This is a genomic window from Massilia aurea (genome assembly GCF_014200505.1).
Classification (GTDB): domain Bacteria; phylum Pseudomonadota; class Gammaproteobacteria; order Burkholderiales; family Burkholderiaceae_D; genus Telluria; species Telluria aurea_B.
The window spans coordinates 498,015-520,810 of the sequence record NZ_JACHBX010000002.1 but is presented as its reverse complement, the minus strand read 5'-3'; the positions used below and the strand labels follow the sequence as shown (position 1 = coordinate 520,810).

Below are 22,796 nucleotides of genomic sequence, written 5' to 3'. Positions count from 1 at the left end.
GCGTTTGCCAACCATGAAGGACGCCGGCAGCAAGCTGTTGTGCACACTGCTGGCGGTCGCGCTGTCCGGCGCGTTCGCGTCGGACGCGTGGGCGCAGCGCCAGACCGAGCGCAGCCGCCAGAAAGCGGCGGCCGAGAAGCAGCGCGCCGGCATCCAGCAACAGCTGGCGGCCATCAAGCGCGACATCAACCAGACCGAAAACGCCAAGGAAGACGCGGCCGACACGCTGGCCGAGTCCGAGGCCGCCATTTCCGACGCCAACCGCGCGCTGCGCGATCTGGCCGAAGAACAGGATACGACGGCAACCCGGCTGCAAGCGCTGGCAAATCAGCAAGCCCAGCTGGCGCAGACCATCGGCGCCCAGCAACAGCAGCTGGCGAAACTGCTGCGCGAGCACTATGTGGCCGGCAATGAAGACCGCATCAAGCTGCTGCTGTCGGGCGACAATCCGAACCGCATCAGCCGCGATCTGCAACTGATGGCGTACGTGTCGCAGGCCCAGGCGCGCCTGCTGGACTCGGTGCGCAACAACCTGGCGCAGGTCGAAGTCAACCGCGACAAGGTTGAAAACGCCCAGCAAGAGCTGGAAGAAATCGCCCAGGAACAACTCGATCAGAAAGCCATGCTCGAGAAGGAAAAGGCGCGCCGCGCGGCGCTGCTGGGCACGCTGTCGAGCAAGCTGGCCGACCAGCGCAAGCAGGCCGACCGCCTGAAGGGCGACGAAGAGCGCATGTCCGGCCTCGTCGACCGGCTCGCGCGCCTGATCCGTGAACAGGCCGAAGCCGAGCGCAAGCGCCAGGTGGCGGCTGCGGCTGCGGCCGCTGCGAAGGCCAAAGCCAAGGCCGAGGCCGATGAAAAAGCCCGCCTGCTGGCGCAGGCGCGCGCCAAGGCGGCGGCCGACCGGCGCGCCGAGCGGGAGCGCGAGCGTGAACGCATCGCGCGTCAGAACGCCAACGCCAAGCCGGGCGTCAAGCCCGAGCCGCTGCCGGCGCCACTTCCCGCGCCCGTCAAGGAAGCGCCGGTCGTGGCTGAACAGCCGCGGCCAGCGCCAACCCGGCCTGAACCGGCGCCCGAGGTTGCGCTGGGTCCGGCAGCGCCATCCGGCTCGTTTGCCTCGCTCAAGGGCCGCATGAGCAGCCCGATCAATGGCAGTGTCGTGGCCCGCTTCGGCACCCGCCGCGGCGACGGTCCGAACTGGAAAGGCACCTTCTTCAAGGCGCCCGAAGGCACCGAAGTGCGCGCCGTGGCCCCGGGCCGCGTCGTGCACGCCGACTGGATGCGCGGCTTCGGCAACCTGATCATCATCGACCATGGCGGCGAGTACCTGTCGATCTATGGCTACAACCAGGCGCTGCTCAAACGCCCCGGGGATACCGTGCGCGCGGGCGAGGCGGTGGCCAGCGCGGGCAACACCGGTGGCAACGAAGAATCGGGGCTATACTTTGAGCTCAGGCGTAACGGCAAGGCGTTCGACCCGGCAGGCTGGGTCCGGTTCTAGGTCACCACAGGGTACACATGGGCATGAAAGCAAAGGGGTTCGGGCTGGTTGGCGTGGGGATGGTGTTGGGTGTGGCGGCGTCGTTCCAGTTGTCCGCCTATGCACAAAAAACCGGCACTGCCACGTCGCTGCCGCTGGACGAGCTGCGCCAGTTGGCCGATGTGTATGGCCTGATCAAGACCGACTACGTCGAGCCGGTCGAAGACAAGAAATTGCTCACCGAAGCCATCGGCGGCATGGTGGCCTCGCTCGACCCGCACTCCGTGTACCTCGACCAGAAAGCGTTTCGCGACATGCGCGAAGCGGTGCAGGGCAAGTTCGTCGGCGTGGGCGTTGAAATCTCGAATGAAGACGGCTACATCAAGGTCGTCTCGCCGATCGAGGATACGCCCGCGTTCAGGGCCGGCATCAAGTCGGGCGACCTGATCACCCGGATCGACAATGTCCCCGTGCGCAATATGTCGTCCGACGACGCCATCAAGCGCATGCGCGGCAAGGTCGGCAGCAAGGTCACGCTCACCATTGCCCGGCCCGGCGACGACAAGCCATGGGTAGTGCCGCTGGACCGCCGCGAAATCAAGGTCGTCAGCGTCAAGGCCAAGGTGGTCGAGCCCGGCTACGCCTGGCTGCGCATCAGCCAGTTCCAGGAAAATACCCTCGACGAGCTGGCCAAAAAGACCAAAGAACTGTACGCCGAACAACCGGACATCAAGGGCCTCGTGCTCGACCTGCGCAACGACCCGGGCGGCCTGCTGCCGGGCGCGATCGGCGTCACGGCAGCGTTCCTGCCCAAGGCCGATCAGGTCATCGTCAGCACCAAAGGGCAATTGCCCGATTCGAACCAGTCGTTCTACGGCCGGCGCGAATTCTATGCTCAGCGCGGCGATCCGCTGGCCGGGTTGCCGGCCGGGCTCAAGACCGTGCCAATGGTGGTGCTGGTCAATGGCGGCTCGGCATCGGCCTCAGAAATCGTCGCCGGCGCGCTGCAGGATTACCAGCGCGCGATCGTGATGGGCAGCCGCACGTTTGGCAAGGGCTCGGTGCAGACGCTGCGCCAGTTGTCGCCCGACACGGCGATCAAGCTGACCACGGCGCGCTATTACACGCCGAAAGGGCGGCCGATCCAGGCCACCGGCGTGCAGCCCGATCTGCGGGTGGACGAAACGGCGGATGGCGACCTGCTCAACGCGCTGCGCGTGCGCGAATCGGATCTGCAGCGCCATCTGGTGGCCGAAGGCGAGCAGCCTGCAGCCGCTGGCAAGGACCAGGCGGCAAGCCTGGCCCAGCAACAGCGCGCGCTGGCGCTGCTGAAAGACCGCAAGCCACTCGAGTTCGGCAGCAAGGACGATTTCCAGCTGGCCCAGGCCATCAACCACTTCAAGGGTCTGAAGGTGATGCTGGCCAAGGGTGAGCCGGTCGAAGAGAAACCGGCGCCGGCGCCATTGCCGGGCGCGGAGAACAAACCGCCCGAGCTGCATGCGCCAGCCAAAAAGTGATTGTAGTGGTACTTGGGTTCCCGCCTGCGCGGGAACGACGTCTGCAGAGTTACCCTGATTAACCACCGTCGTTCCCGCGCAGGCGGGAACCTAAGCTCGCAGCATCCCCGCAGTTTCCCCATGAACGACAACCAACTCCTGCGCTACTCGCGCCACATCCTGCTCGACGACATCGGCATCGAAGGCCAGCAGCGCCTGCTGGATGCGCACGTCGTCATCATCGGCGCCGGTGGCCTGGGTTCGCCCGCGGCGCTGTACCTGGCCTCCGGGGGCATCGGCCACATCACGCTGGTCGACGATGACACCGTCGACCTGACCAACCTGCAGCGCCAGGTCATGCACACGAACGGGCGCATCGGTGAGCCGAAGGTCGAGTCGGGCCGCGCCGCGCTGCTGGCGATCAATCCCGACATCGAAGTCACCGCCCTGCGCGAACGCGCCGGCCCCGAGCGGCTGCTGGAACTCGCGCGCACCGCGACGGTCGTACTCGATTGCAGCGACAACTTCGCCACCCGCCACGCCGTCAACCGCGCTTGCGTCGCGGCCGGCACGCCGCTCGTGTCGGGCGCCGTGATCCGCTTCGACGGCCAGCTGGCCGTGTTCGACGCGCGCCAGCCGGCCGCGCCGTGTTACGCCTGCCTGTTCCCTGAAGACACTGGTTTCGAGGATGTGGCATGCAGCACGATGGGCGTGTTCGCGCCGCTGGTCGGGGTCGTCGGCGCGGTCCAGGCCGCCGAGGCGATGAAACTCATCATGGCCATCGGCGAACCGCTGGTCGGTCGTCTCTTGATGCTCGACGGCAAGTACATGGAATGGACCGCGATCGGCGTGGCGCGCAACCCGGCGTGCCCGGTGTGCGCGGCGCGCCATGGTGAGAGCGGCAACACTGTTGATTAGTGGTGTCTTAACGGGCGCAGTGAAACGTGGTGTGTAGATGAACGTGACATACAATTGCGTACTTTTCGCAGGTACGCTTGTCATATTTCGGGCTTATACTGTGCCGGTTCCATCGATTCCCTTGTCATCACACAGAGCTTATGAATTTTCAACGTACTCAGCGCAACACGCGCAGCACAGGTCGTGCACGCGGTTTTACCCTGGTCGAGATCATGGTTGTCGTGGTCATCATCGGCATTCTTGGCGCGCTGGTCGTGCCCAAGCTGCTGGGCCGTACCGGTGAATCGCGCGTCACGGCTGCCAAGGTCGACATCGCCACGATGATGCAGGCGCTCAAGCTCTACAAGCTCGACAACCAGCGCTACCCGACCACCGAGCAGGGCCTGGTCGCACTGACCACCAAGCCGACTTCGGGCCCGTCGGCCAATGGCTGGAAAGAGGGCGGTTACATCGAGAAGCTGCCGAAAGACCCATGGGGTAACGCTTACCAATACCTGTCGCCGGGCGTCAAGGGCGAAGTCGACGTGTTCTCGTACGGCGCCGACGGGCAGCCGGGCGGTACTGGCGAAGACACCGACGTCGGTTCCTGGGACTAAGTTATCTCCATGCCGGCCATGCGCACAGCGCGCACACGCGGCTTCACCCTGGTGGAGCTGCTGGTCGTGATGGTCATCATCGGCCTCACGCTGGGCATGGCCACGCTCAACGCCATCCCGAGTCCGCGCCAGGACCTCGATAAAGAAGCGCAGCGCCTGGCGCTGCTGCTGCAACTGGCGCGCGATGAAGCGATCGTGCGCAACCGCCTGGTCGCGTTCGAGGCCAATGGCGACCGCTACCGCTTCATGGTGCGCGGCGACGCCGGCTGGGAGCCGGTCACCCGCGACGACCTGCTGCGCGAGCGTGAATTCAAGAATTCGCCCCTGCAGTTGATTCTGGAACCGACCGGCACCGGCAGCCCCGACATGCTGCGCATCACGTTCGGGCGCGAGCCGGTCGACCGGCCGTTCGTGCTGACGATGGCCAAGGGTGGCAACACGGTCGCGATCCGCGCCGACGGCGTCGGCCACTTCACTGTCGAATGACATCCCCCGCCACCATGCGCCCTGTTTCCCGACCTGCTGCCGGTTTCACGCTGCTAGAAGTGCTGGTGGCGCTCGTCATCGTTGGCACCGCGCTGGCCGCCGGGCTGCGCGCGGTTGGCAGCCTGACCTCGAACAGCCAGGGCTTGCGCGCGTCGATGATGGCAACCTGGTCGGCCGAGAACCGGCTCGTGCAGATCCGCCTGGGGCGCGAGTTCCCCGAAGTGGGCAAGCGCAGCTTCCCGTGCCCGCAGGGCGGCCTGAACCTGATGTGCGAAGAAGAAGTCCTGACCAGCCCGAACCCGCTATTGCGCAGGATCGAAGTCTCGGTATTTGACGTCGACAAGCCCGGTCGCCGCATTGTCAAACTGATCCAACTGGTTCTGAGGCCTTCCCCGGTATGACGCGGATCCCGAGCAGCAGGCAGCGCCCTGCAGGCTTTACCCTGGTCGAGCTACTGGTGGCCATTGCCATCCTCGCCATGGTGGCCGTGCTCGGCTGGCGCGGCCTGGACGGCATCGTCCGCGCGCGCGTGGCGCTGACCGCCGACATGGAAACCACACGCGGCATGCAGCTGGCCTTTGCCCAGATGGAAAACGATTGCGAGCACGCGGCCGGCAACGACATCATGGCCGGGCGTCCCGCGCTGCTGTGGGATACCGACCGCCTGGTCCTCGTGCGCAAGGTGTTTGTCGAGAACGAACCGTCGCGCCTGCAAGTGGTGAGCTACCGCGTCGTCGAAGGAAAATTGGTGCGGCGCGAGTCGCCCGGCACGCGCGACCTGATCCAGATCGAGCAATTGTGGCAGGCGATCACGTCCGATGCAGCGGCCGAGAATTCGCCGTCCGTCGTGTTGCAGGTCGGCGTGGTCGGCATGCAGGTGCAGGGCTGGCAAAACAATGCCTGGCGCAACGAACCGACCGCTGTGGGCGGCGGGACGCCGGATCCCGCCGGCACCGACCCCAACGTCAAAAACGCGCAGGATCCGACCGGCGTGCAGGTGGCCCTGACCGTGCAGGGCCTGGCCCAGCCGATGGTCAAGGCATTCCTGCTGGGAGGCACCTGATGCATCGCCACCTCACACGCCAGCGGGGCGTCGCCGTCGTCACCGCCATGCTGCTGACCACGCTGGCCATTTCCATTGTTGCCAGCCTGTTCTGGCAGCAACAGGTGCAGGTGCGCTCGATGGAAAACCAGCGCCTGCAGTCGCAGACCAAGTGGATTCAGCGCGGCGCGCTCGACTGGGCCAGCGTGATTTTGCGCGTCAATTACGGCCAATACACGTCACTCGACCAGGTCTGGGCCACGCCACTGGCCGAAACCCGGCTCGACCAGTACATCGAGCGTGAGCGGATCCAGGGCGAAAACTTCGATGCGTCGCTGTCGGGGCAGGTTCTGGACGCCACGGCGCGTTACAATCTGAACAATCTGGCCAAGGGCGGCAATCCAGACAAAGACCAGGTCAATGTCATGCGCAGCTTGCTGACGAATCTGCGGCTTGAAGCGCGGCTGGCCGTGCCAATCGCCGAGTTCGTCGCCGCCGGGCAGCAGTTGGCCCCCGTGCCGGAAGGTACCGACCCCAACACGGTCGTCCGGCCGCGGCGCACCGGGGCGCCGATGCGGCTGGAGCGGGTCGACGATTTATTGATGGTGCCAGGTGTCAAGCCCGAAGCGGTCGAGCGCCTGCGCCCATTTGTGATCGTGCTGCCGTCGTCGGATACGAACGTGAACGTGAACACCGCATCACCCGAAGTGCTGGCTGCCGTGTTGCCAGGGAGCTCGCTGTCCGAAGCCAACTCGCTGATCGCCCAGCGTCAGCGGGCGCCGTGGATTGACGTGTCGAACTTCAAATTGACATGGAAGGGCGGGCAACAAGAGATCGAGCCGCGGATTACGACCAAAAGCACGTATTTCCTGGTGCAGAGCCGGATCCGGCTCGACCGCGCCGCGCTGGACGCCGAGTCGCTGGTGCAAGTCGGCGGCAGCAACCTGATCAACCCTGGTAGTGTGAACGTGATCTGGACCCGCCAGAACTGAGAAGAAAGCGAGACAGTTTGAGTACTCTTTATATCCGGCATCCGGCACGCAGCCAGGGCGAAGGCGCCCTGTGCCGCTTCGCGCTGGTCGGCGACAACGGCGCCATCGGCCAGCAGGGCGAGGGCGTGCTGCGCAATCTGGGCGACGTCGTTGCCGCCAGCCGGCGCGTGGTGCTGGTGCTGGCCGCCAGCGACGTCACGCTGCTGTCCGTGCAGGCTCCGCCGCTGGCCGGCGCCCGCCTGCGCGCGGCGCTGCCGGCGCTCGTCGAAGAACACATCCTGGGCGACCCCCTTGATTGCGTGCTGGTGGCCGGTCCTGTACAGCCCGACGGCCGCCGTCCTGTCGCCGTGGTGCAGCAGGCCTGGCTCGAGCCCCTTGTGCGCGCGCTGCTCGCGCTCGGTGCGCGCCAGATCGCCGCCATCCCTGAGCAACTGTGCCTGCCGCTGCATCCGGGCAGCGTCAGCGCCGCCGTCGGCAACGGCGAACTGATCCTGCGCCAGAGCCAGTACGATGGCCTGGGTCTGGCGCTCGACGGCAGCCCGGTGGTGGCCTTGCAAACGGCGCGCGCGCTGTCGGGCGATGCACCACTGGTACTGTACGTCGACCGTGAACAGCTGGGTGAATACAATGCGCTCGTGGCCGAAGCCGGCCCCGGCATCACGCTGGAAAGCGACGACTGGGCGCACTGGATCGCCGGCGCCAAGGGCAGCACGGGCCCCGTGCTCGACCTGGTGCCGGGCCTGGGCACGGCCGGCGTCGCGCAGCGCGACTGGCGCCGCTGGCGCTGGCCGATCCGCCTGGCGCTGGCAGCCGTCGCGATCAACCTGATCGGTCTGAATATCGAGTGGCTGGGCCTGAAACGTGAAGCCGACGCCGTGCGCCTGCAGATGAGTCAAACGTTCCGCTCGGTGTACCCGAACCAGCCGGCCATCGACCCGGTCGCGCAAATGCGCCAGAACATCGATCGCGCCAAGGCCGGCAGTGGCCAGGTGGCCGGCAACGAGTTCAACTGGATGGCCGCCGCCTTCGGCGAAGCGACACGCACACTGGGCGTGCCGCCTGCGATTGCATCAATCGATTACCGCGAACGGACCCTCACCGTGCGCGTCAAACCAGAGTCCACCAACCCCGGCATGGCCGACCAGCTCCGCGCGTCCCTGTCGTCACGTAACCTCAGCCTGGAGTCGCCCGATGCGACCACCTGGCTGATCCGCAGCACAGGGGCCAAGCCATGAGCGCCATCGGCAAACTGAGCGGCCTGCGCGAACGCGTGGGCGGCTACTGGAGCGCGCGCACCGCGCAAGAACGCAAGTTCCTGCTCGTCGGCGGCGGTGTGGTGGCGCTGACGCTGCTGTACCTGGTGCTGCTCGAGCCGGCGCTGACCGGTCGCGAACAATTGCGCCGCGCGCTGCCCGAGCTGCGCCAGCAAGCCGCGCAGCTCGACGCGCTGGCGGCCGAAGCGCGCGCCGTCGCGGCCCAGCCGGCGCCGGCCGTCGCACCCGTCACGCGCGAGGCGCTGGCTGCCAGCATGACGGCCAGCGGTCTGAATCCGGCGTCGCTGTCGGTCAGTGGCGAATACACCAAGGTGCAACTCAATGGCGTCTCGTTCGCCAACCTGATGGCCTGGCTCGACGCGCAACGCCGCGACAGCCGCCTGCTGGTGCAGGACGCGCAATTTACCGCCAAGGATGCCCTTGGCCAGGTTGATGCCACGCTCACGCTGCGTCAAAGCACCGAGCCGGCTGCATGAGGCGGGCGCTGACGTGGGGCTTGCTGGTGGCGCTGGCCGTGGTGGCAACGGTGCTGGCATTTTTGCCGGCGGCCTGGCTTGGCCCCATGGTCGAACGCCAGACCGGCGGTCGATTGACGCTGGGGGATGCGCAGGGTACGCTTTGGCGCGGCTCGGCCTTTATTGGCGGCGCGCCGGGGCAGGGCGGTGCGGTGACGCCATTGCTGCCAGGCCGTTTTGCCTGGACCCTGTCGCCACTGGTGGTGCTGGGCAATGTGAACATGACGCTCGAAAATGCACAGGCGCTGGCCAACCCGGTGCGCGTGCAGGGCAGCTGGTCGCAGTGGCAGGTCAATGCCGGCGAACTCCTGCTGCCAGCCGAGGGGCTGGCGGGCCTGGGCGCGCCGCTCAACACGCTCGCGCCCACCGGCCGCATCCGGCTTTCCTGGAATACGCTGGACCTGCTGCGCCAGCAAAACATCGTGACGCTGCAGGGTCGTACCACGCTGTCGATGAGCGACATGGGTTCGCGCATGTCGCCCATCAAGCCGCTGGGCAGCTACGAAATGATCATGGACTGGCGCGGACCGCAGGCCGATCTGACGCTGCGTACCGTGCGCGGCGCCCTGCTGCTGTCGGGCGCAGGTACATTGCAGAACGGCCGCCTGCGTTTTTCAGGCCAGGCAGCGGCCGCCGATGGCTATGAAGACACTCTGGGAACCATGTTGAATCTGCTGGGACAGCGCCGGATGGTGAACGGCAAAAACGTAATCGCACTCGAGTTCAGATAATGAAGAAAACAGACCACACCACCTTCGCGCACCTCGAACTTCCGGCCCTGCGCCGTCTTGCCGCCGGCGCCATGCTGTGCTGCGCCGCTTCCGCCGTCGTCACGACCCTGGCCCTGCCATTGTCGGCCTCCGCGCAAGAGACTGCGAACGCCGCAGCGCTCAGCTTCGTGAATGCCGACATCGAATCGGTGATCAAGGCGATCGGCCACTACACCGGCATGACCTTCATCATCGACCCGCGCGTGAAGGGCACGCTCACGCTCGTATCCGAAAAGTCGCTCAGCAAGAGCGAAGCCTTTGGCCTGCTCACATCGACCCTGCGCCTGCAGGGCTTCGCGGTGGTCACCAGCGGCGATGGGTATGCCAAGGTGGTGCCCGAGGCCGAAGCCAAGCTGCAATCCTCACCCACGCAAGTGGGCGGCGTGCGCTCGAGCAAGGCCACCGGCGACCAGATCGCCACGCAGGTGTTCTACCTGTCGTACGAATCGGCCGCCAACCTCACCGCCGTGCTGCGGCCGCTGATCTCGCCGAACAACTCGATCATGGCCAACCCGGGCAACAACACCCTGGTCGTGACCGATTACGCCGACAACCTGCGCCGCCTGGCACGCATCATCGCCGCGCTCGACGCGCCGGTGGCGGCCGATCTCGACGTGATCCCGATCCGCAACGCCATCGCCAGCGATATCGCGCAACTCGTCACGCGCCTGATGGAACCGGCTGCCGGCGGTGACTCGGGCCGCGTCACGGTGCTGGCCGATCCGCGCACCAATGCCGTCATCGTGCGTGCGCCGTCGCAGGCGCGCGCCAACCTGGCCAAGAGCCTGATTGCGCGGCTTGACCAGGAAAGCTCCACCCGCGGCAATATCCACGTCGTCTACCTGAAAAACGCCGACGCCAGCCGCGTCGCGCAAACGCTGCGCGCCGTCGTCTCGCAAGATGCCTCGGCCGTGCCGGTGCAGCAGCAGGGCACGTCGGGCAGCTCGATCACGTCGGCCACTGGCAGCGGGCAGGGCGGCAGCGGTGCCGGTGGCCTGGGCGGCCAGCAAGGCCAGCAGAGCAGCACCGGCATGGGCGGCACCGGCAACACCTTCGGCCAGCAAAGCCAGCTCACCGCCAACGCCGGCGGCGCCGGCGGTGGCCAGGGCTCCGGCTTCATCCAGGCCGATGCCTCGACCAACAGCCTGATCATCACCGCGCCGGACGCCGTCTACCGCAACCTGCGCTCGGTCATCGACCAGCTCGACGTGCGCCGCGCCCAGGTGTACATCGAGGCGCTGGTGGTCGAAGTCACGTCCAACAAGGCGTCCGAATTCGGCGTGCAGTGGGTTGGCGCCACGGGTGACTCCGACAGCAAATACCGCTTCGGCGGCGTGCAGAACTACGTCGGTGGCAGCTCGAGCAACAGCATCGTCAACCTGGCCCTGGCTGCCAGCCAGGGTACCAGCGCCACGACTGCGCCAAGCATCCCGACCGGCCTCACGTTCGGCCTGTTCCGCCAGATTGGCGGCGAGCTTGGCCTGGGCGCCGTGGCCCGCGCACTGGAAAACGATGGCAACGCCAACATCCTGTCGACGCCAAACCTGATCACGCTTGACAATGAACTGGCCACCATCAAGGTCGGCCAGAACGTGCCGATCATCACCGGTTCGTACACCACGTCGGGCAACAACAGCGGTAACCCGTTCCAGACCGTCGAGCGGCAAGACGTCGGTCTGCTGCTCAAGGTGCGCCCGCAGATCTCGGAAGGCGGCACCATCAAGATGGCCATCTACCACGAGAATTCGAGTGTCGACGCGGCCACCCGCAACCTGGCGTCCGGCCTGACGACCAATGTGCGCGCCATCGAAAGCAATGTCCTGGCCGATGATGGCCAGATCATCGTGCTGGGCGGCCTGATCGAAGACAGCGAAGGCGACGGCGAAGAAAAAGTGCGTGGCCTGGGCGACATCCCGGTGCTGGGCAACCTGTTCAAGTACCGCACCCGCTCACGCACCAAGACCAACCTGATGGTGTTCCTGCGTCCGGTCGTGGTGCGCAGCAAGGATGCATCGAACTCGATCGCGATGGACCGCTACGAATTCATGCGCGCTGCTGGCGCTGCCGGCCGGCCAGAAACGTCGCCGCTGCTGCGCGACCTGGGCGCGCCGCTGTTGCCGCCGCTGGTGGGCGGTCAGCCGCCGGCAGGTGGCGGCATGGCCACCGTGCCGGTCCAGGCGCCGCCACCGGCCAACGCCGCGCCGGGCGCATCGAACGATGGCGCAGCCAATCGTCCGGGCGCCTCGCGTTCGAGCTCTGCGAACCCTGCAACCAATCCTGCAGATGCCACATCGGGCGCAGCATCTGGCGCAGTATCTGGCACCCCCGTGCCAGCTTCGCAATTTCGCCCGGTGACGCCACCGAACCGGGAGTAATCAGATGACCAATCTCTTGCCCTACGCGTTCGCCCGTGACCACGTCGTCCTGGCGCGCGGCACTGGCGAACCGGGCCAGAGCGTCGAAGTGCTGGTCTCCAGCGCGACCGCGCCGGCCGCCATCGCCGAGGTGTCGCGCCGCTTCGGCCGCATCCAGTTGCGCCGCATGGACAAGGACGAGCTCGACACCGTCATCGCCGGTGCGTATGCCGGCGGTGGCAACGACGCCTCGCAGGTGGTCGACGAGTTCGACGCCGACCTCGACCTGACCAAGCTGCTGCAGGATGTGCCGGCGATCGAAGATTTGCTCGAATCGTCCGACGACGCGCCCGTGATCCGCATGATCAATGCGCTACTGACGCAATCGCTGCGCGAGGGTGCATCCGATATCCACATCGAGCCGTTCGAGCAGACGTCGGTCGTGCGCTTTCGCATCGACGGCGCGCTGCGCGACATCGTGCGGCCCAAAAAGGCCATCCACGCGTCGCTGATCTCGCGTATCAAGATCATGTCGCAGCTCGACATCGCCGAAAAACGCCTGCCGCAGGATGGCCGCATCACGCTGCGCGTGGGTGGCAAACCAGTCGACGTGCGCGTCTCGACGCTGCCGACCGGCCACGGCGAGCGCGCCGTGCTGCGTCTGCTCGACAAAGAGGCAGGGCGCCTCGACCTGTCGCACCTGGGCATGGCCAGCGACCTGCTGCCGCAGTTCGACCGCCTGATCAACCAGCCGCACGGCATCGTGCTGGTCACGGGTCCGACCGGCTCGGGCAAGACCACGACGCTGTACGCGGCGCTGTCGCGCCTGAACGCGGCGACGGCCAACATCATGACGGTCGAAGACCCGATCGAGTACGACCTGAACGGCGTCGGCCAGACCCAGGTCAATGCCCGCATCGACATGACGTTCGCGAAAGCGCTGCGCGCCATCCTGCGGCAAGATCCTGACATCATCATGATCGGCGAGATCCGCGACCTGGAAACGGCGCAGATCGCCGTCCAGGCATCGCTGACGGGTCACCTGGTGCTGGCCACGCTGCACACCAACGATGCGGCCTCGGCCGTGACGCGCCTGCTCGACATGGGCATCGAACCGTTCCTGCTGTCCTCGTCGCTGCTGGGCGTGATGGCCCAGCGCCTCGTGCGCAAGCTCTGCTCGCAGTGCAAGACCTTCGACGGCACGACCTGGCACGCGGTTGGCTGCGAGCGCTGCGGCCACACGGGCTACCACGGCCGCGTCGGCGTCTACGAGCTGTTAGAGACCACCGACCAGATCCGCGCCCAGATCCACAACCGGGCATCCGAAGCCGACATCCGTGTCGCGGCGCTGGGCGTGGGCATGAAGACCATGCGCGAAGACGGCGAACGCTGGCTGCTCGATGGCACCACCACACGGGCCGAAATCGTGCGCGTGACCAAGGACTAACCGATGCCGGCATTTCGTTACGAAGCCGTCGACAACGCGGGCGCCACGCGCAAGGGCGTGGTCAACGCCGACAGCCCGCGCGCCGCGCGCGCTGACCTGCGCGCGCAGGGCCTGACGCCGCTGAGCGTCGAAGCCATCGCAGCCCAGCTCGACGCCGCCGGCGTGGCCCGCTCGCGCGGCATCGGCGAGCGCCTGTCGCAAAACGAACTGGCACTGTTCACGCGCCAGCTGGCCAGCCTGCTGGAAGCCGGCCTGCCGCTCGAGCAAGCGTTTACCGCCTTGCTCGAACAGGCCGAGCGGCCGTACGTGCGCGACCTGGTTGCGTCGATCCGCGCCGAAGTCATCGGCGGCTCGGCCTTCTCCACCGCCCTGACGCACCACCCGCGCGACTTTGCCGAGATTTACCGGGCGCTGGTCGGCTCGGGCGAGCAGATCGGCCAACTGTCGCGCGTGCTCTCCCGCCTGGCCGACTACATCGAGCGCCGCAATGCCCTCGTGCAGAAAGTGCGCCTGGCGTTCACGTATCCGGCGATCGTCACCGTCGTCGCGTTTGCGATCGTGATTTTCCTGCTCACCTACGTGGTGCCGCAGATTGTCTCGGTATTTGCCAACACCAAGCAAAAGCTGCCATTCCTCACGGTCGTCATGCTGGCCGTGTCCGACTTCGTGCGCGCGTATGGGATTTATGTCGGCATCCTGATTGCCGGCGCGTTCTGGCTGTGGCGGCGCGCGCTGCGCAATCCGGTGCTCAAGCGCCGCTGGCACACGTGGCTGCTGACTGCGCCTATCTACGGCAAGTTCGAGCGCAGCCTGAACACGGCGCGCTTTGCCAGCACGCTGGCGATCACCACCGGCTCGGGCGTGCCGATCCTGCGCGCGCTCGACACCAGCCGCGAAACACTGTCGAACGTGGCGATGGCCGAACTGGTCGAGCAGGCCACGGCCAGCGTGCGCGAAGGCGTGAGCCTGGCGCGCGCGCTGTCGGCGCAAAAGCTGTTTCCACCGATGCTCGTGCACATGATCCGCGCCGGCGAAATCACCGGCGAACTGCCGGCCATGCTCGAGCGCGCTGCCAATTCGCAGCAGGCCGATCTGGAGCGGCGCACGCTGACCATTGCCGGCCTGCTCGAGCCCGTGCTGATCCTGGCGATGGGCCTGGTCGTGCTGCTGATCGTGCTGGCTGTGCTGATGCCGATCATCGAAATCAACCAGCTGGTGCAATAAGAATCGCGCAGCGATGCCAATGACCGAGATGCGAAAGACACCATGAACAAGCGTTTGCCCCTTCTTTTAACCCTGCTGGCCCTGCTCGTGCTGGCCGCATCGGGCGCCTATTGGATCCTGCAGCTGTACAAGCCCGAGCAGCGCCCGCTGGCCGCAGCGCCAATGGCGACCCAGCCCGCGCCGAGCCCGGAAGCTGCAGCCACGCTGTTTGGCGGCCAGCCGACGGTCGCGATTTCCAGTTTTCAGTTGACCGGTGTGGTCTCGGCCGGCGCCAACAGCGCCGTGATCCTGGTGGCCGACGGGTCGCCGCCGAAAGCAGTGCGCATCGGCCGCGAGATCGCGCCCGGCGTCGTGGTGGCCGAAGTGCATCGGCGTTATGTGATGTTGTCCGATAGCGGCGTCATGAAGCGCGTTGAACTGGCGCCTGATGCCGGCCAGTCGAGTGCGATCAGCCAGCCGGTGCCGCGCGCAATGTCACCGCAGCCGGTGATGGACCCGCAAATGGCCCCGGGTGTGGTCAGCGCGCCGCCGATGATGCAGAGCGCGCCGCCGAATGGCAATCCGCAAGGGATGCAGGGCCAGCCCCGCGATCCGCCGCCGGAGCAGGACAACCCGGGTCAACAGGGCCAGCCGCAGATGCCACAGAACGCGCAGCCAATGAACGGCGAGCGGCCGGTGATGTAATCAGTCTGGTGTCGGCAGCAGTAGCCGCGCATCAGCCGCCGCAGCAGTAGCCGCTCAGCGCCGCAATGCCGTAAACGCCGCCAGTTCCCACGACCGGAAGCCCAGCAGCAGCGTATGCCCCTTGCGCTCGTCGGCCGGCAGGCGCCGGTCGTTGCGGTGCAGCCGCGCCAGTTCGGCCGCCAGTTGATCGATCTTCAGCGACAGTTCGAGCGCACTGGCCGGCGACAGCCGCGCAGGCAGGCACAGCAGCGCTTCGCCCGCCCCATCGAAGCGGCCCGAGAAGTAATCGTTCACCACGTTCTCGCGGAAGAAATGCTGCACCGGGCCATCCGGCAGCCAGCGAAATGCATTCGACACCCGCAGCAGGTAACGGTTCAGCGGTTTCAGTTCAATCAGTCCCAGCCGATCGAGCTCGGCGAGCAGCGTGATGCATTCGGCCTCGGTCAGGTCGTAGGTCTCGATGATCTGTTCGATGCTCCAGTGGCCCAGGCAGCAGATCGCCATCAACAGCAGGCGAGGGTTGGCAACGATGGAGCGTTCCTGCGTCAGGCTCAGCGCATCGAGCTGGGGCCGCGCCTCGATCGCTCCGCGCAGCAGGTCTTCCAGGCCAATGCCGGTGGCCTGGCAAATCTCCGCCAGGCGCGACAGCGCCATATCTTTTTGCCCGAACATGCGCTTGACGCTCGATTCGCTCACGCCAATGCGCTCGGACAGCGTTTTATACGTGATGCCTGCCGCGCGCAAGCGTATGCGCAGCGCGTCCAGGATCAGATCGGGTGAACTCATTGGCGATCCAGAGAAAATGACAACGGCTGACTTTAACGTTGAATCACGGTGCGGACAAGGCGCGTACACCGGAATGGCGCCCCTGGCCAAAAAAACGGACACCGAAGTGTCCGCAAAGAGTGTAAGCACAGCGTACCTGGGGCCGGTTCAATCGTCGTCGCCCGCCACCAGCTTAACCTTCCTGAGCGCCTGCTTGGCGGCAGTGCGCTCGCTCGAGAGCGGCTTGGCATGCGGGCCGGCGGCGCGCGCCTTGGCCAGCGCGGCGATGGGATTGCGTGGCTTGCCCGCTTGCTGCGACGGTTCGATCCGCAACCGCATTTTTTGCCGCGTCGCCAATGCCTTGTTTGCCATGCCGGCCTCCCGCAAGAAATTACAGCACGTAGCGTGACAGGTCTTCGTTGACCGCCAGCGCGTCGAGTCGTTCGTTGACAAAGGCTGCGTCGATGCGCACCACCTGGTCTTTTTCCGACCCGGCAGTGAACGAAATTTCCTCGAGCAGCTTTTCCATCACCGTGTACAGGCGGCGCGCGCCGATGTTCTCGGTGCGCTCGTTGACCGAGAACGCGATCTCGGCCAGGCGATGGATGCCTTCGTCCAGAAACTCGACCTGCACGCCTTCGGTGGCCAGCAGCGCCTGGTATTGCTTGGTCAGGCTGGCGTGGGTCGACGTCAGGATGCTCTTGAAGTCTTCGATCGACAGCGATTCGAGCTCGACGCGGATCGGGAAGCGGCCCTGCAACTCGGGGATCAGGTCCGATGGCTTGGACAGGTGGAACGCGCCCGACGCGATGAACAGGATGTGGTCCGTCTTGATCATCCCGTACTTGGTGTTCACGGTCGTGCCCTCTACCAGCGGCAGCAGGTCGCGCTGCACGCCGGCGCGCGAGACATCGGCGCCACCATGCTCGGAGCGGGTCGCGATCTTGTCGATCTCGTCGAGGAACACGATGCCGTTCTGCTCGACGTTGGCAATCGCCTTTTGCTTGAGCTCGTCTTCGTTGAGCAGCTTGCCAGCTTCTTCGTCGATCAGGATCTTCATGGCTTCCTGGACCTTGAGCTTGCGCGGCTTCTTGCGCGCGCCGTTGGCGCCAGCAAACATCGACTTGATCTGCTCGGTCATTTCTTCCATGCCTGGCGGCGCCATGATTTCCATCTGCGGCGCAGCGTCGGACACTTCGATCTCGATTTCGCGATCGTCGAGCGCGCCTTCGCGCAGGCGCTTGCGGAAGGTCTGGCGCGTGGCGTCGCCTTCCTTGCTGTCCGGCGTATTGGCGGTGTTGAAGCCAAAGTCGCGCGCCGGCGGCACCAGGATATCGATGATGCGGTCTTCAGCGGCGTCTTCGGCGCGCTGGCGCACTTTCTTCGCTTCGCTGGCGCGGGTCTGCTTGATGCCGATGTCGATCAGGTCGCGGATGATGGTGTCGACGTCGCGTCCGACATAGCCGACCTCGGTGAACTTGGTCGCTTCGATCTTGATGAATGGCGCATCGGCCAGCTTGGCCAGGCGGCGCGCGATCTCGGTCTTGCCGACGCCCGTCGGGCCGATCATCAGGATGTTCTTCGGCGTGATTTCGTAGCGCAGCGGTTCCTCGACCTGCTGGCGGCGCCAGCGGTTACGCAGCGCGATCGCGACGGCCTTCTTGGCCTTGCCCTGGCCGACGACGTGCTTGTCCAGCTCGGAGACGATTTCGGGTGGGGTCATGTTCATGAAGCTGTTCATATCAGTCCAGGGTCTCGATGATGTGGGACATGTTCGTGTAGATGCACAGTTCGCCTGCAATGGTCAGCGCTTTCTTGACCACTTCGGCAGGCGCCATGTCGGTGTTCTCGTACAGGGCCTTGGCGGCCGACTGCGCATAGATGCCGCCGGAGCCGATCGCGCCGATGCCGTCTTCCGGCTCGAGCACGTCGCCATTGCCGGTGATGATCAGGGTGGATTCGCGGTCGGCCACGAGCAACATGGCTTCCAGGCGGCGCAGCACGCGGTCGGTGCGCCAGTCCTTGGCCAGCTCGACCGAGGCGCGCAGCAGGTTGCCCTGGTGCTTTTCAAGTTTGCCCTCGAAGCGATCGAGCAGCGTAAAGGCGTCGGCGGTGCCGCCGGCGAAACCGCACAGGACCTTGCCCTGATACAGCTTGCGCACCTTGCGGGCCGAGCCCTTCATGACGACGTTGCCGAGCGTGACCTGCCCATCGCCGCCGAGCGCGACCTGATTGCCGCGGCGTACGCTGACGATGGTTGTACCGTGAAATTGTTCCATTTTTACCTCGTGATTGTCTGGCTACCAGCAGGTGGGGACCGTGCGCGGGATTGCAAGATTATCCGAACGGGAAATACGGATGCGCTATTACAGCCAGGGTCAGTAGCGGTGCGGATAGAGCCGCACGCTATCGCCGGCGCCGAGCAGCCGCAGCAGGGCGGCCACAAGATGGTTCAGTTCGCGCAGCTCGACCGTGCGGCCTGCTGCGGCCTGTGCATCGAGCCGCGCCAGCAGGCTGCCGGCGCCGGCGTACTCGATGCGCGCCAGCCGTGAGCAGTCGAGCACGAGTGCGTCGCGTTCTGCGGCGTAGGCCTCGATGGCCCCCGTCAATGCCGGGTCCAGGCTGCTGATCACGGCGGGCAGCATGAAGCGGTCGCCGTGGCTCGGGGCCGGTGCGGCGGTCGAGACATGGCGGGGCGCTTCGAACGAGGGCGGCGAGACTTCGTAGGTGACGCAGTAATCCATCGCCGCTTCTTCGAAATCCTTCTCGCGGTTGGTCAGCAGCAGCAGTTCGAGCAGCAGCAGCCATGGCGCCGGGCTGGCCCCGCGCTTGCCGATGACGAGCATCGGGCGCAGCGTTGTGATCAAGGTGTCGGCGCCGGCCAGCACCAGGCCGCGGTCGCTCGCGCGCAGCGTCTGCAGGGCGGGCAGCAGGCAGTCGGCGCCGTCCGCATCGATGCTGCGCACTTTGCCGAAGTCGAGCCGCACGTTCGGCGCCTGCGCCTCGAGTACGCGGCGCAGCCGGGGCGCGACGGTTGCATCGAGCAGCGTGTCGAAGGTTTCAGTGGCGGTCAGCCCCTGCGCCGGCTGGCTTGCCACCGAGGCGGGCGCGAGCGGCTTCCAGGTGGGCGGCGAGGTTTCGAAGTGGCTGGCGTAATCGATCGCGATGCTCTCGAACAGTTCTTCGCGGCCATCGGCCTGATACAGGTCGAACAGCATCCACCATGGCAGGCGTTCGTGGCGGCCCAGCGTCGCGAGCGATTCGCGCAGCAATTGTTCGGCAGCGGCGCTCTGGCCGTTGGCGTACAGGATGGCGCTTTCGTCGACCGCCGGGGCGCTGGCGGGCGCGGCGGCCTGGTCGGGGATGTCGTCGGGATCGGGCGCGGCCGCCACCGTGACGCCGTTGGCAGGGCGGCGGCCACTGTCCCAGGCCGGCTCGTCGTCGAACATGTCGGACGCAAATTCGAGTTCGATTTCGTCGATCTTGGCAGCGGTGGCGCGCGCGATTTCGCGCTGGCGTTCGCGCTCGGCGTCAGACGCCAGGCGTGACGGTTCGCTGCGCAGGCGCGACTCGGGTGGCGGCCAGCTGGGCGCGGCCACCGCATCGTTCTTTTTCTTCAGGAAGGAAAAAAGCCCCATGCTCACCGTTGTCTCGATAACGTGTCCACCATGACCTTAGCACGGACCCTGGCGACGGATGCTGAGCACACGTGGCCGCGCGTCAGTGTAGCCGAAGGGCAATGTTGGTAGGATATTGAGCAATTGTAGCGTGCGCGCATGGCCGGGACGGCGGCTGTCATGCGTCGTTACAAACATCAAGAAATGGTGTCTGCACATAAAAAAAGCATGCGACAGGTCGCATGCTTTTTTTCTGGCGCTGAATCAAGGTTCAGCACGCTCATCGATCAGTCGCCGTACAGCTTCTGCTTGAGTTCGCGACGCTGCTGGGCTTCCAGCGACAGCGTGGCGGTCGGGCGGGCGATCAGGCGCGGGATGCCGATCGGCTCGCCGGTTTCTTCGCACCAGCCGTATTCGCCACCGTCGATCGACTGGATCGATTGCTGAACTTTCTTGAGCAGCTTGCGCTCGCGGTCGCGGGTACGCAGTTCGAGCGCATGTTCTTCTTCGATGGTTGCGCGGTCGGCCGGATCGGGAACCAGCACGGTTTCGCGCAGGTGTTCCGTGGTTTCGCCGGCGTTCTTGAGCAGTTCGCGCTCGAGTTCCTGCAGGCGGTTCTTGAAGAATGCCAGCTGGGCTGCATTCATGTAGTCGCCCTCGCTCATCGCGCGAATCTCGTCTTCCGTCAGGAGGCGTTCGTCGGACTGGGCGGTATTCGGTTTCGTTGTTTTAGTCATGATGCCTTCGATACGACAGAGGTTTGCATTTTATCAGCTTGCCCATCAGTAACACCGCACAAATGGGTGCATGCCGGGCAGGCTGCCTTGATGACGACGGTACGCCATCCTATCTCCGTCCGCGCCGCATGGGCGGCAAGGGCGGTTCACCACTGGCTGTTTGAAGCGCGTCGTGGCGGTCCGTGCGGCCCGGCCTGGCAAACTGTCGACGCATGGCGCCGGACATGCCTGCATGGCCAGTCAAACTGATGCAGTTTATACCAAACACTGTTCCAGTCCGCGGATAAATACGTCTTTTGGTAAATTTTTACCAATAAAGACCATCTTGGTGGCGGGCGTTTCATTCTCCCCCCATTTCGGTCCTACGTCGCTGCCCATGATCTGGTGCACGCCCTGGAACACGACCTTGCGATCGACGCCATCCATCCGCAATACGCCTTTGTAGCGCAGCATTTGCGGGCCGAAGACCTGGACCAGGCTGCCAAGGAACTGTTCCAGACGCTCCGGGTCGAATGCGCGCTCGCTCTTGAATACGAACGCGGCGATGTCGTCGCTGTGGTGGCTGTGATGATGGTCGTGGCTGCACGACGCATCGTGCACGTGGTCGTGGCCGTGGTCGTGGCCACAATCGGCGCCATGTTCGTGCTGGTGATCATGGTCGTGCCCGTCTTCACCATCGACACGCAGGAAATCGGGATCGATGTCCAGCTTGTCGTTCAGGTTGAAGCCGCGCAGGTCGAGCACGTCGGCAATCGGCGCGCGGCCGAAGTCGCTCGTGGCGATCGGTGCGCGCGGGTTGATGCGCTGCAGGCGCGCCTCGAGCGCATCGACGGCGGCGGCATCGACCAGGTCGGTCTTGGACAGCAGGATCTTGTCGGCAAAGCCCACCTGGCGCTGGGCTTCTTCGTGGGCGGTCAATTGTTCCATCGCGTGGCGGGCGTCGACCACGGTGACGACGGCGTCGAGCAGGTAGTGGGCGCCAACTTCTTCATCGACGAAGAAGGTCTGGGCCACCGGGCCTGGATTGGCCAGGCCCGTCGTTTCGATGACGACGCGATCGAAACTGATTTCGCCGGCAGCGCGTTTCTTTGCCAGGCTGTTGAGTGCTTCGATCAGGTCGCCACGCACGGTGCAGCAGATGCAGCCGTTGTTCATCTCGATGATCTGCTCGCCCGAGTCCTGCACCAGGATTTCGTTGTCAATGTTTTCTTCACCGAATTCGTTCTCGATGACGGCGATGCGCATGCCGTGGTCTTCCTGCAGGATGCGGTTGAGCAGGGTGGTCTTGCCCGCGCCGAGAAAGCCGGTGAGGATGGTGCTGGGGATCAGGTCCATTGGTTCGCTACTCGTGGTTGACATCAAGGTTGGACAAAAGAACCGGGGGATTATGCCGCAATTCTTGCAACCTCACCATCTGGCGTGTCGCGTGCCGATCGTGTTCAAACCATGGACGGACTTCTGGCCGGATTGGCAGGGTGTCTACTGCTTGCCGGCCGCCTCGTCCGCGCGTGCGGTGTCGGCCGCAGCAATGACCTGGGCAATCGCGGCAACCACGAGCTGCGGTTGTTCCTGGTGGATGTTGTGGCCGCTATCGGGCGTCACCACATGGCTGCCGCGCCGGAAGCCGCGAAAGAAGCGTGCATGCAGATCGCGCCAGACGTCGACGGCTGCCGGGGTTTCCAAAAAGAGTTGCGGCTGCTCGCGGCGCTGCACGGACGTGAGCACCACGACCGGCACATCCGGCAAGGGCCCGGCCAGGGGCAGGTTGCCGCTGTCGAGAATGGCCTGCACCTGGGCCAGTTCGGGCTGGAACTTGGGCGGCATGTATTGCACCAGCAGGCGGGCGTCGTTGTCGACCGCGGCGGCATCGAGCTTGCGCAGCTCGGTGCTCTGGTGCTCGTCGCTGGGGTCGACGAACACCATGCCGGCGATCTGGGCCGGATGGCGTGCGGCGTAGCTGCGGATCAGGAAGCCACCGTAGGAGTGGCCGACCAGCACGAAGGGCGGGCGCACGCCTGCAGCAGCGATCACTTGTTCCAGTTCATCGGTACGGCTGGCCACGGTTGGCGTGCCGGGGCGCGCCTCCGAGCGGCCATGGCCGGCGCGCGAGTACGTGATCACCCTGTTCGACCTGGCCACCTGCGGCGCCACATCGCGCCACACGTTCAGGTCGCGCCCGAAGCCGGACTCGAAGATGACGGTATAAGGACCGGCGCCCTTGCTGACCAGCTGCACCCGGTAGGAGCCCACGTCCAGCAGTTCGGGTGTGTCCTTTGGCATGGCAGCAGGCGTTTGGGCGCCGGCAAACGTGCTCAGTGCCAGCAGGACGGCACCGACGGTGCGGGCCAGATAGACCATATTGACTCCATTAAATGCGTTGTCATCCTGTCTGCATGCGGCGA

Annotated in this window: 23 protein-coding genes; 15 read left to right on the top strand and 8 right to left on the bottom strand. The window is 65.5% G+C overall.

What is annotated here, in order from left to right:
• Window positions 1-13 precede the first annotated feature (13 nt).
• The 15 genes from HD842_RS11670 to HD842_RS11600 all read left to right on the top strand — a co-directional run bounded on the left by HD842_RS11670 (window position 14) and on the right by HD842_RS11600 (window position 15,275).
• Window positions 14-1,498, top strand: a complete 1,485-nt coding sequence (locus HD842_RS11670) for a murein hydrolase activator EnvC family protein (protein WP_183555290.1) — start codon at window positions 14-16, stop codon at window positions 1,496-1,498.
• A 17-nt stretch (window positions 1,499-1,515) separates the two neighbouring features.
• Window positions 1,516-2,994, top strand: a complete 1,479-nt coding sequence (locus HD842_RS11665) for a S41 family peptidase (RefSeq protein ID WP_183554571.1) — start codon at window positions 1,516-1,518, stop codon at window positions 2,992-2,994.
• 120 nt (window positions 2,995-3,114) lie between these two features.
• On the top strand, window positions 3,115-3,891 hold the full coding sequence (locus HD842_RS11660) for a HesA/MoeB/ThiF family protein (RefSeq protein ID WP_183554569.1): 777 nt from the start codon (window positions 3,115-3,117) through the stop codon (window positions 3,889-3,891).
• 140 nt (window positions 3,892-4,031) lie between these two features.
• A complete protein-coding gene (gene gspG / locus HD842_RS11655; RefSeq protein WP_183554567.1) occupies window positions 4,032-4,487 on the top strand; it encodes a type II secretion system major pseudopilin GspG in 456 nt (151 codons plus the stop codon).
• Window positions 4,488-4,496: 9 nt separating this feature from the next.
• Complete coding sequence (gspH, locus tag HD842_RS11650; protein ID WP_370660827.1) at window positions 4,497-4,973, top strand: type II secretion system minor pseudopilin GspH; 477 nt, start codon at window positions 4,497-4,499, stop codon at window positions 4,971-4,973.
• Between the two features lie 14 nt (window positions 4,974-4,987).
• Window positions 4,988-5,374, top strand: a complete 387-nt coding sequence (gene gspI / locus HD842_RS11645; RefSeq protein WP_183554564.1) for a type II secretion system minor pseudopilin GspI — start codon at window positions 4,988-4,990, stop codon at window positions 5,372-5,374.
• On the top strand, window positions 5,371-6,036 hold the full coding sequence (locus HD842_RS11640) for a PulJ/GspJ family protein (RefSeq protein ID WP_183554562.1): 666 nt from the start codon (window positions 5,371-5,373) through the stop codon (window positions 6,034-6,036). The genes gspI and HD842_RS11640 overlap by 4 nt, the downstream gene beginning before the upstream one ends.
• On the top strand, window positions 6,036-7,007 hold the full coding sequence (gene gspK / locus HD842_RS11635; protein WP_183554559.1) for a type II secretion system minor pseudopilin GspK: 972 nt from the start codon (window positions 6,036-6,038) through the stop codon (window positions 7,005-7,007). The genes HD842_RS11640 and gspK overlap by 1 nt, the downstream gene beginning before the upstream one ends.
• Window positions 7,008-7,024: 17 nt before the next feature.
• Window positions 7,025-8,242: a type II secretion system protein GspL gene (gspL, locus tag HD842_RS11630; RefSeq protein ID WP_183554557.1), complete on the top strand. Its 1,218-nt coding sequence runs from the start codon at window positions 7,025-7,027 to the stop codon at window positions 8,240-8,242.
• Entirely contained in the window at window positions 8,239-8,757 is a 519-nt protein-coding gene (gene gspM, locus HD842_RS11625; RefSeq protein WP_183554555.1) for a type II secretion system protein GspM, read from the top strand. Before gspL ends, gspM begins: the two co-directional genes overlap by 4 nt.
• Complete coding sequence (gspN, locus tag HD842_RS11620) at window positions 8,754-9,527, top strand: type II secretion system protein N (RefSeq protein WP_183554553.1); 774 nt, start codon at window positions 8,754-8,756, stop codon at window positions 9,525-9,527. The genes gspM and gspN overlap by 4 nt, the downstream gene beginning before the upstream one ends.
• Window positions 9,527-11,941 carry a type II secretion system secretin GspD gene (gene gspD / locus HD842_RS11615; RefSeq protein WP_183554551.1) on the top strand — a complete coding sequence of 805 codons (2,415 nt, stop codon included), beginning with the start codon at window positions 9,527-9,529 and terminating at the stop codon, window positions 11,939-11,941. Before gspN ends, gspD begins: the two co-directional genes overlap by 1 nt.
• A 4-nt stretch (window positions 11,942-11,945) precedes the next feature.
• Window positions 11,946-13,367, top strand: coding sequence for a type II secretion system ATPase GspE (gene gspE, locus HD842_RS11610; protein WP_183554549.1), 1,422 nt, complete (start codon window positions 11,946-11,948; stop codon window positions 13,365-13,367).
• Window positions 13,368-13,370: 3 nt separating this feature from the next.
• Window positions 13,371-14,591: a type II secretion system inner membrane protein GspF gene (gspF, locus tag HD842_RS11605; RefSeq protein ID WP_183554547.1), complete on the top strand. Its 1,221-nt coding sequence runs from the start codon at window positions 13,371-13,373 to the stop codon at window positions 14,589-14,591.
• Window positions 14,592-14,633: 42 nt separating this feature from the next.
• Window positions 14,634-15,275, top strand: a complete 642-nt coding sequence (locus HD842_RS11600; protein WP_183554545.1) for a hypothetical protein — start codon at window positions 14,634-14,636, stop codon at window positions 15,273-15,275.
• Between the two features lie 54 nt (window positions 15,276-15,329).
• On the opposite strand, the gene HD842_RS11595 is transcribed toward HD842_RS11600, so the two are convergent.
• From HD842_RS11595 to HD842_RS11560, 8 genes are all read right to left on the bottom strand, one after another.
• Window positions 15,330-16,061 (bottom strand): helix-turn-helix domain-containing protein, encoded by a 732-nt coding sequence (locus tag HD842_RS11595; protein ID WP_183554543.1) that lies wholly within the window; start codon window positions 16,059-16,061, stop codon window positions 15,330-15,332.
• A 147-nt stretch (window positions 16,062-16,208) separates the two neighbouring features.
• Window positions 16,209-16,412, bottom strand: a complete 204-nt coding sequence (locus HD842_RS11590) for a hypothetical protein (protein WP_183554541.1) — start codon at window positions 16,410-16,412, stop codon at window positions 16,209-16,211.
• 19 nt (window positions 16,413-16,431) lie between these two features.
• Complete coding sequence (gene hslU / locus HD842_RS11585; protein ID WP_183554539.1) at window positions 16,432-17,769, bottom strand: ATP-dependent protease ATPase subunit HslU; 1,338 nt, start codon at window positions 17,767-17,769, stop codon at window positions 16,432-16,434.
• A 13-nt stretch (window positions 17,770-17,782) separates the two neighbouring features.
• Entirely contained in the window at window positions 17,783-18,319 is a 537-nt protein-coding gene (hslV, locus tag HD842_RS11580; protein ID WP_183554537.1) for an ATP-dependent protease subunit HslV, read from the bottom strand.
• Window positions 18,320-18,418: 99 nt separating this feature from the next.
• The gene (locus tag HD842_RS11575) at window positions 18,419-19,678 is read right to left on the bottom strand and encodes an STAS domain-containing protein (RefSeq protein WP_183555288.1); all 1,260 of its coding nucleotides are present in this window, start codon (window positions 19,676-19,678) and stop codon (window positions 18,419-18,421) included.
• Between the two features lie 266 nt (window positions 19,679-19,944).
• Window positions 19,945-20,394 (bottom strand): RNA polymerase-binding protein DksA, encoded by a 450-nt coding sequence (dksA, locus tag HD842_RS11570; RefSeq protein ID WP_183554535.1) that lies wholly within the window; start codon window positions 20,392-20,394, stop codon window positions 19,945-19,947.
• A gap of 255 nt (window positions 20,395-20,649) precedes the next feature.
• Window positions 20,650-21,729, bottom strand: a complete 1,080-nt coding sequence (locus HD842_RS11565; RefSeq protein ID WP_183554533.1) for a CobW family GTP-binding protein — start codon at window positions 21,727-21,729, stop codon at window positions 20,650-20,652.
• Between the two features lie 144 nt (window positions 21,730-21,873).
• Window positions 21,874-22,752 carry an alpha/beta fold hydrolase gene (locus HD842_RS11560; RefSeq protein ID WP_183554531.1) on the bottom strand — a complete coding sequence of 293 codons (879 nt, stop codon included), beginning with the start codon at window positions 22,750-22,752 and terminating at the stop codon, window positions 21,874-21,876.
• Window positions 22,753-22,796: the final 44 nt, after the last annotated feature.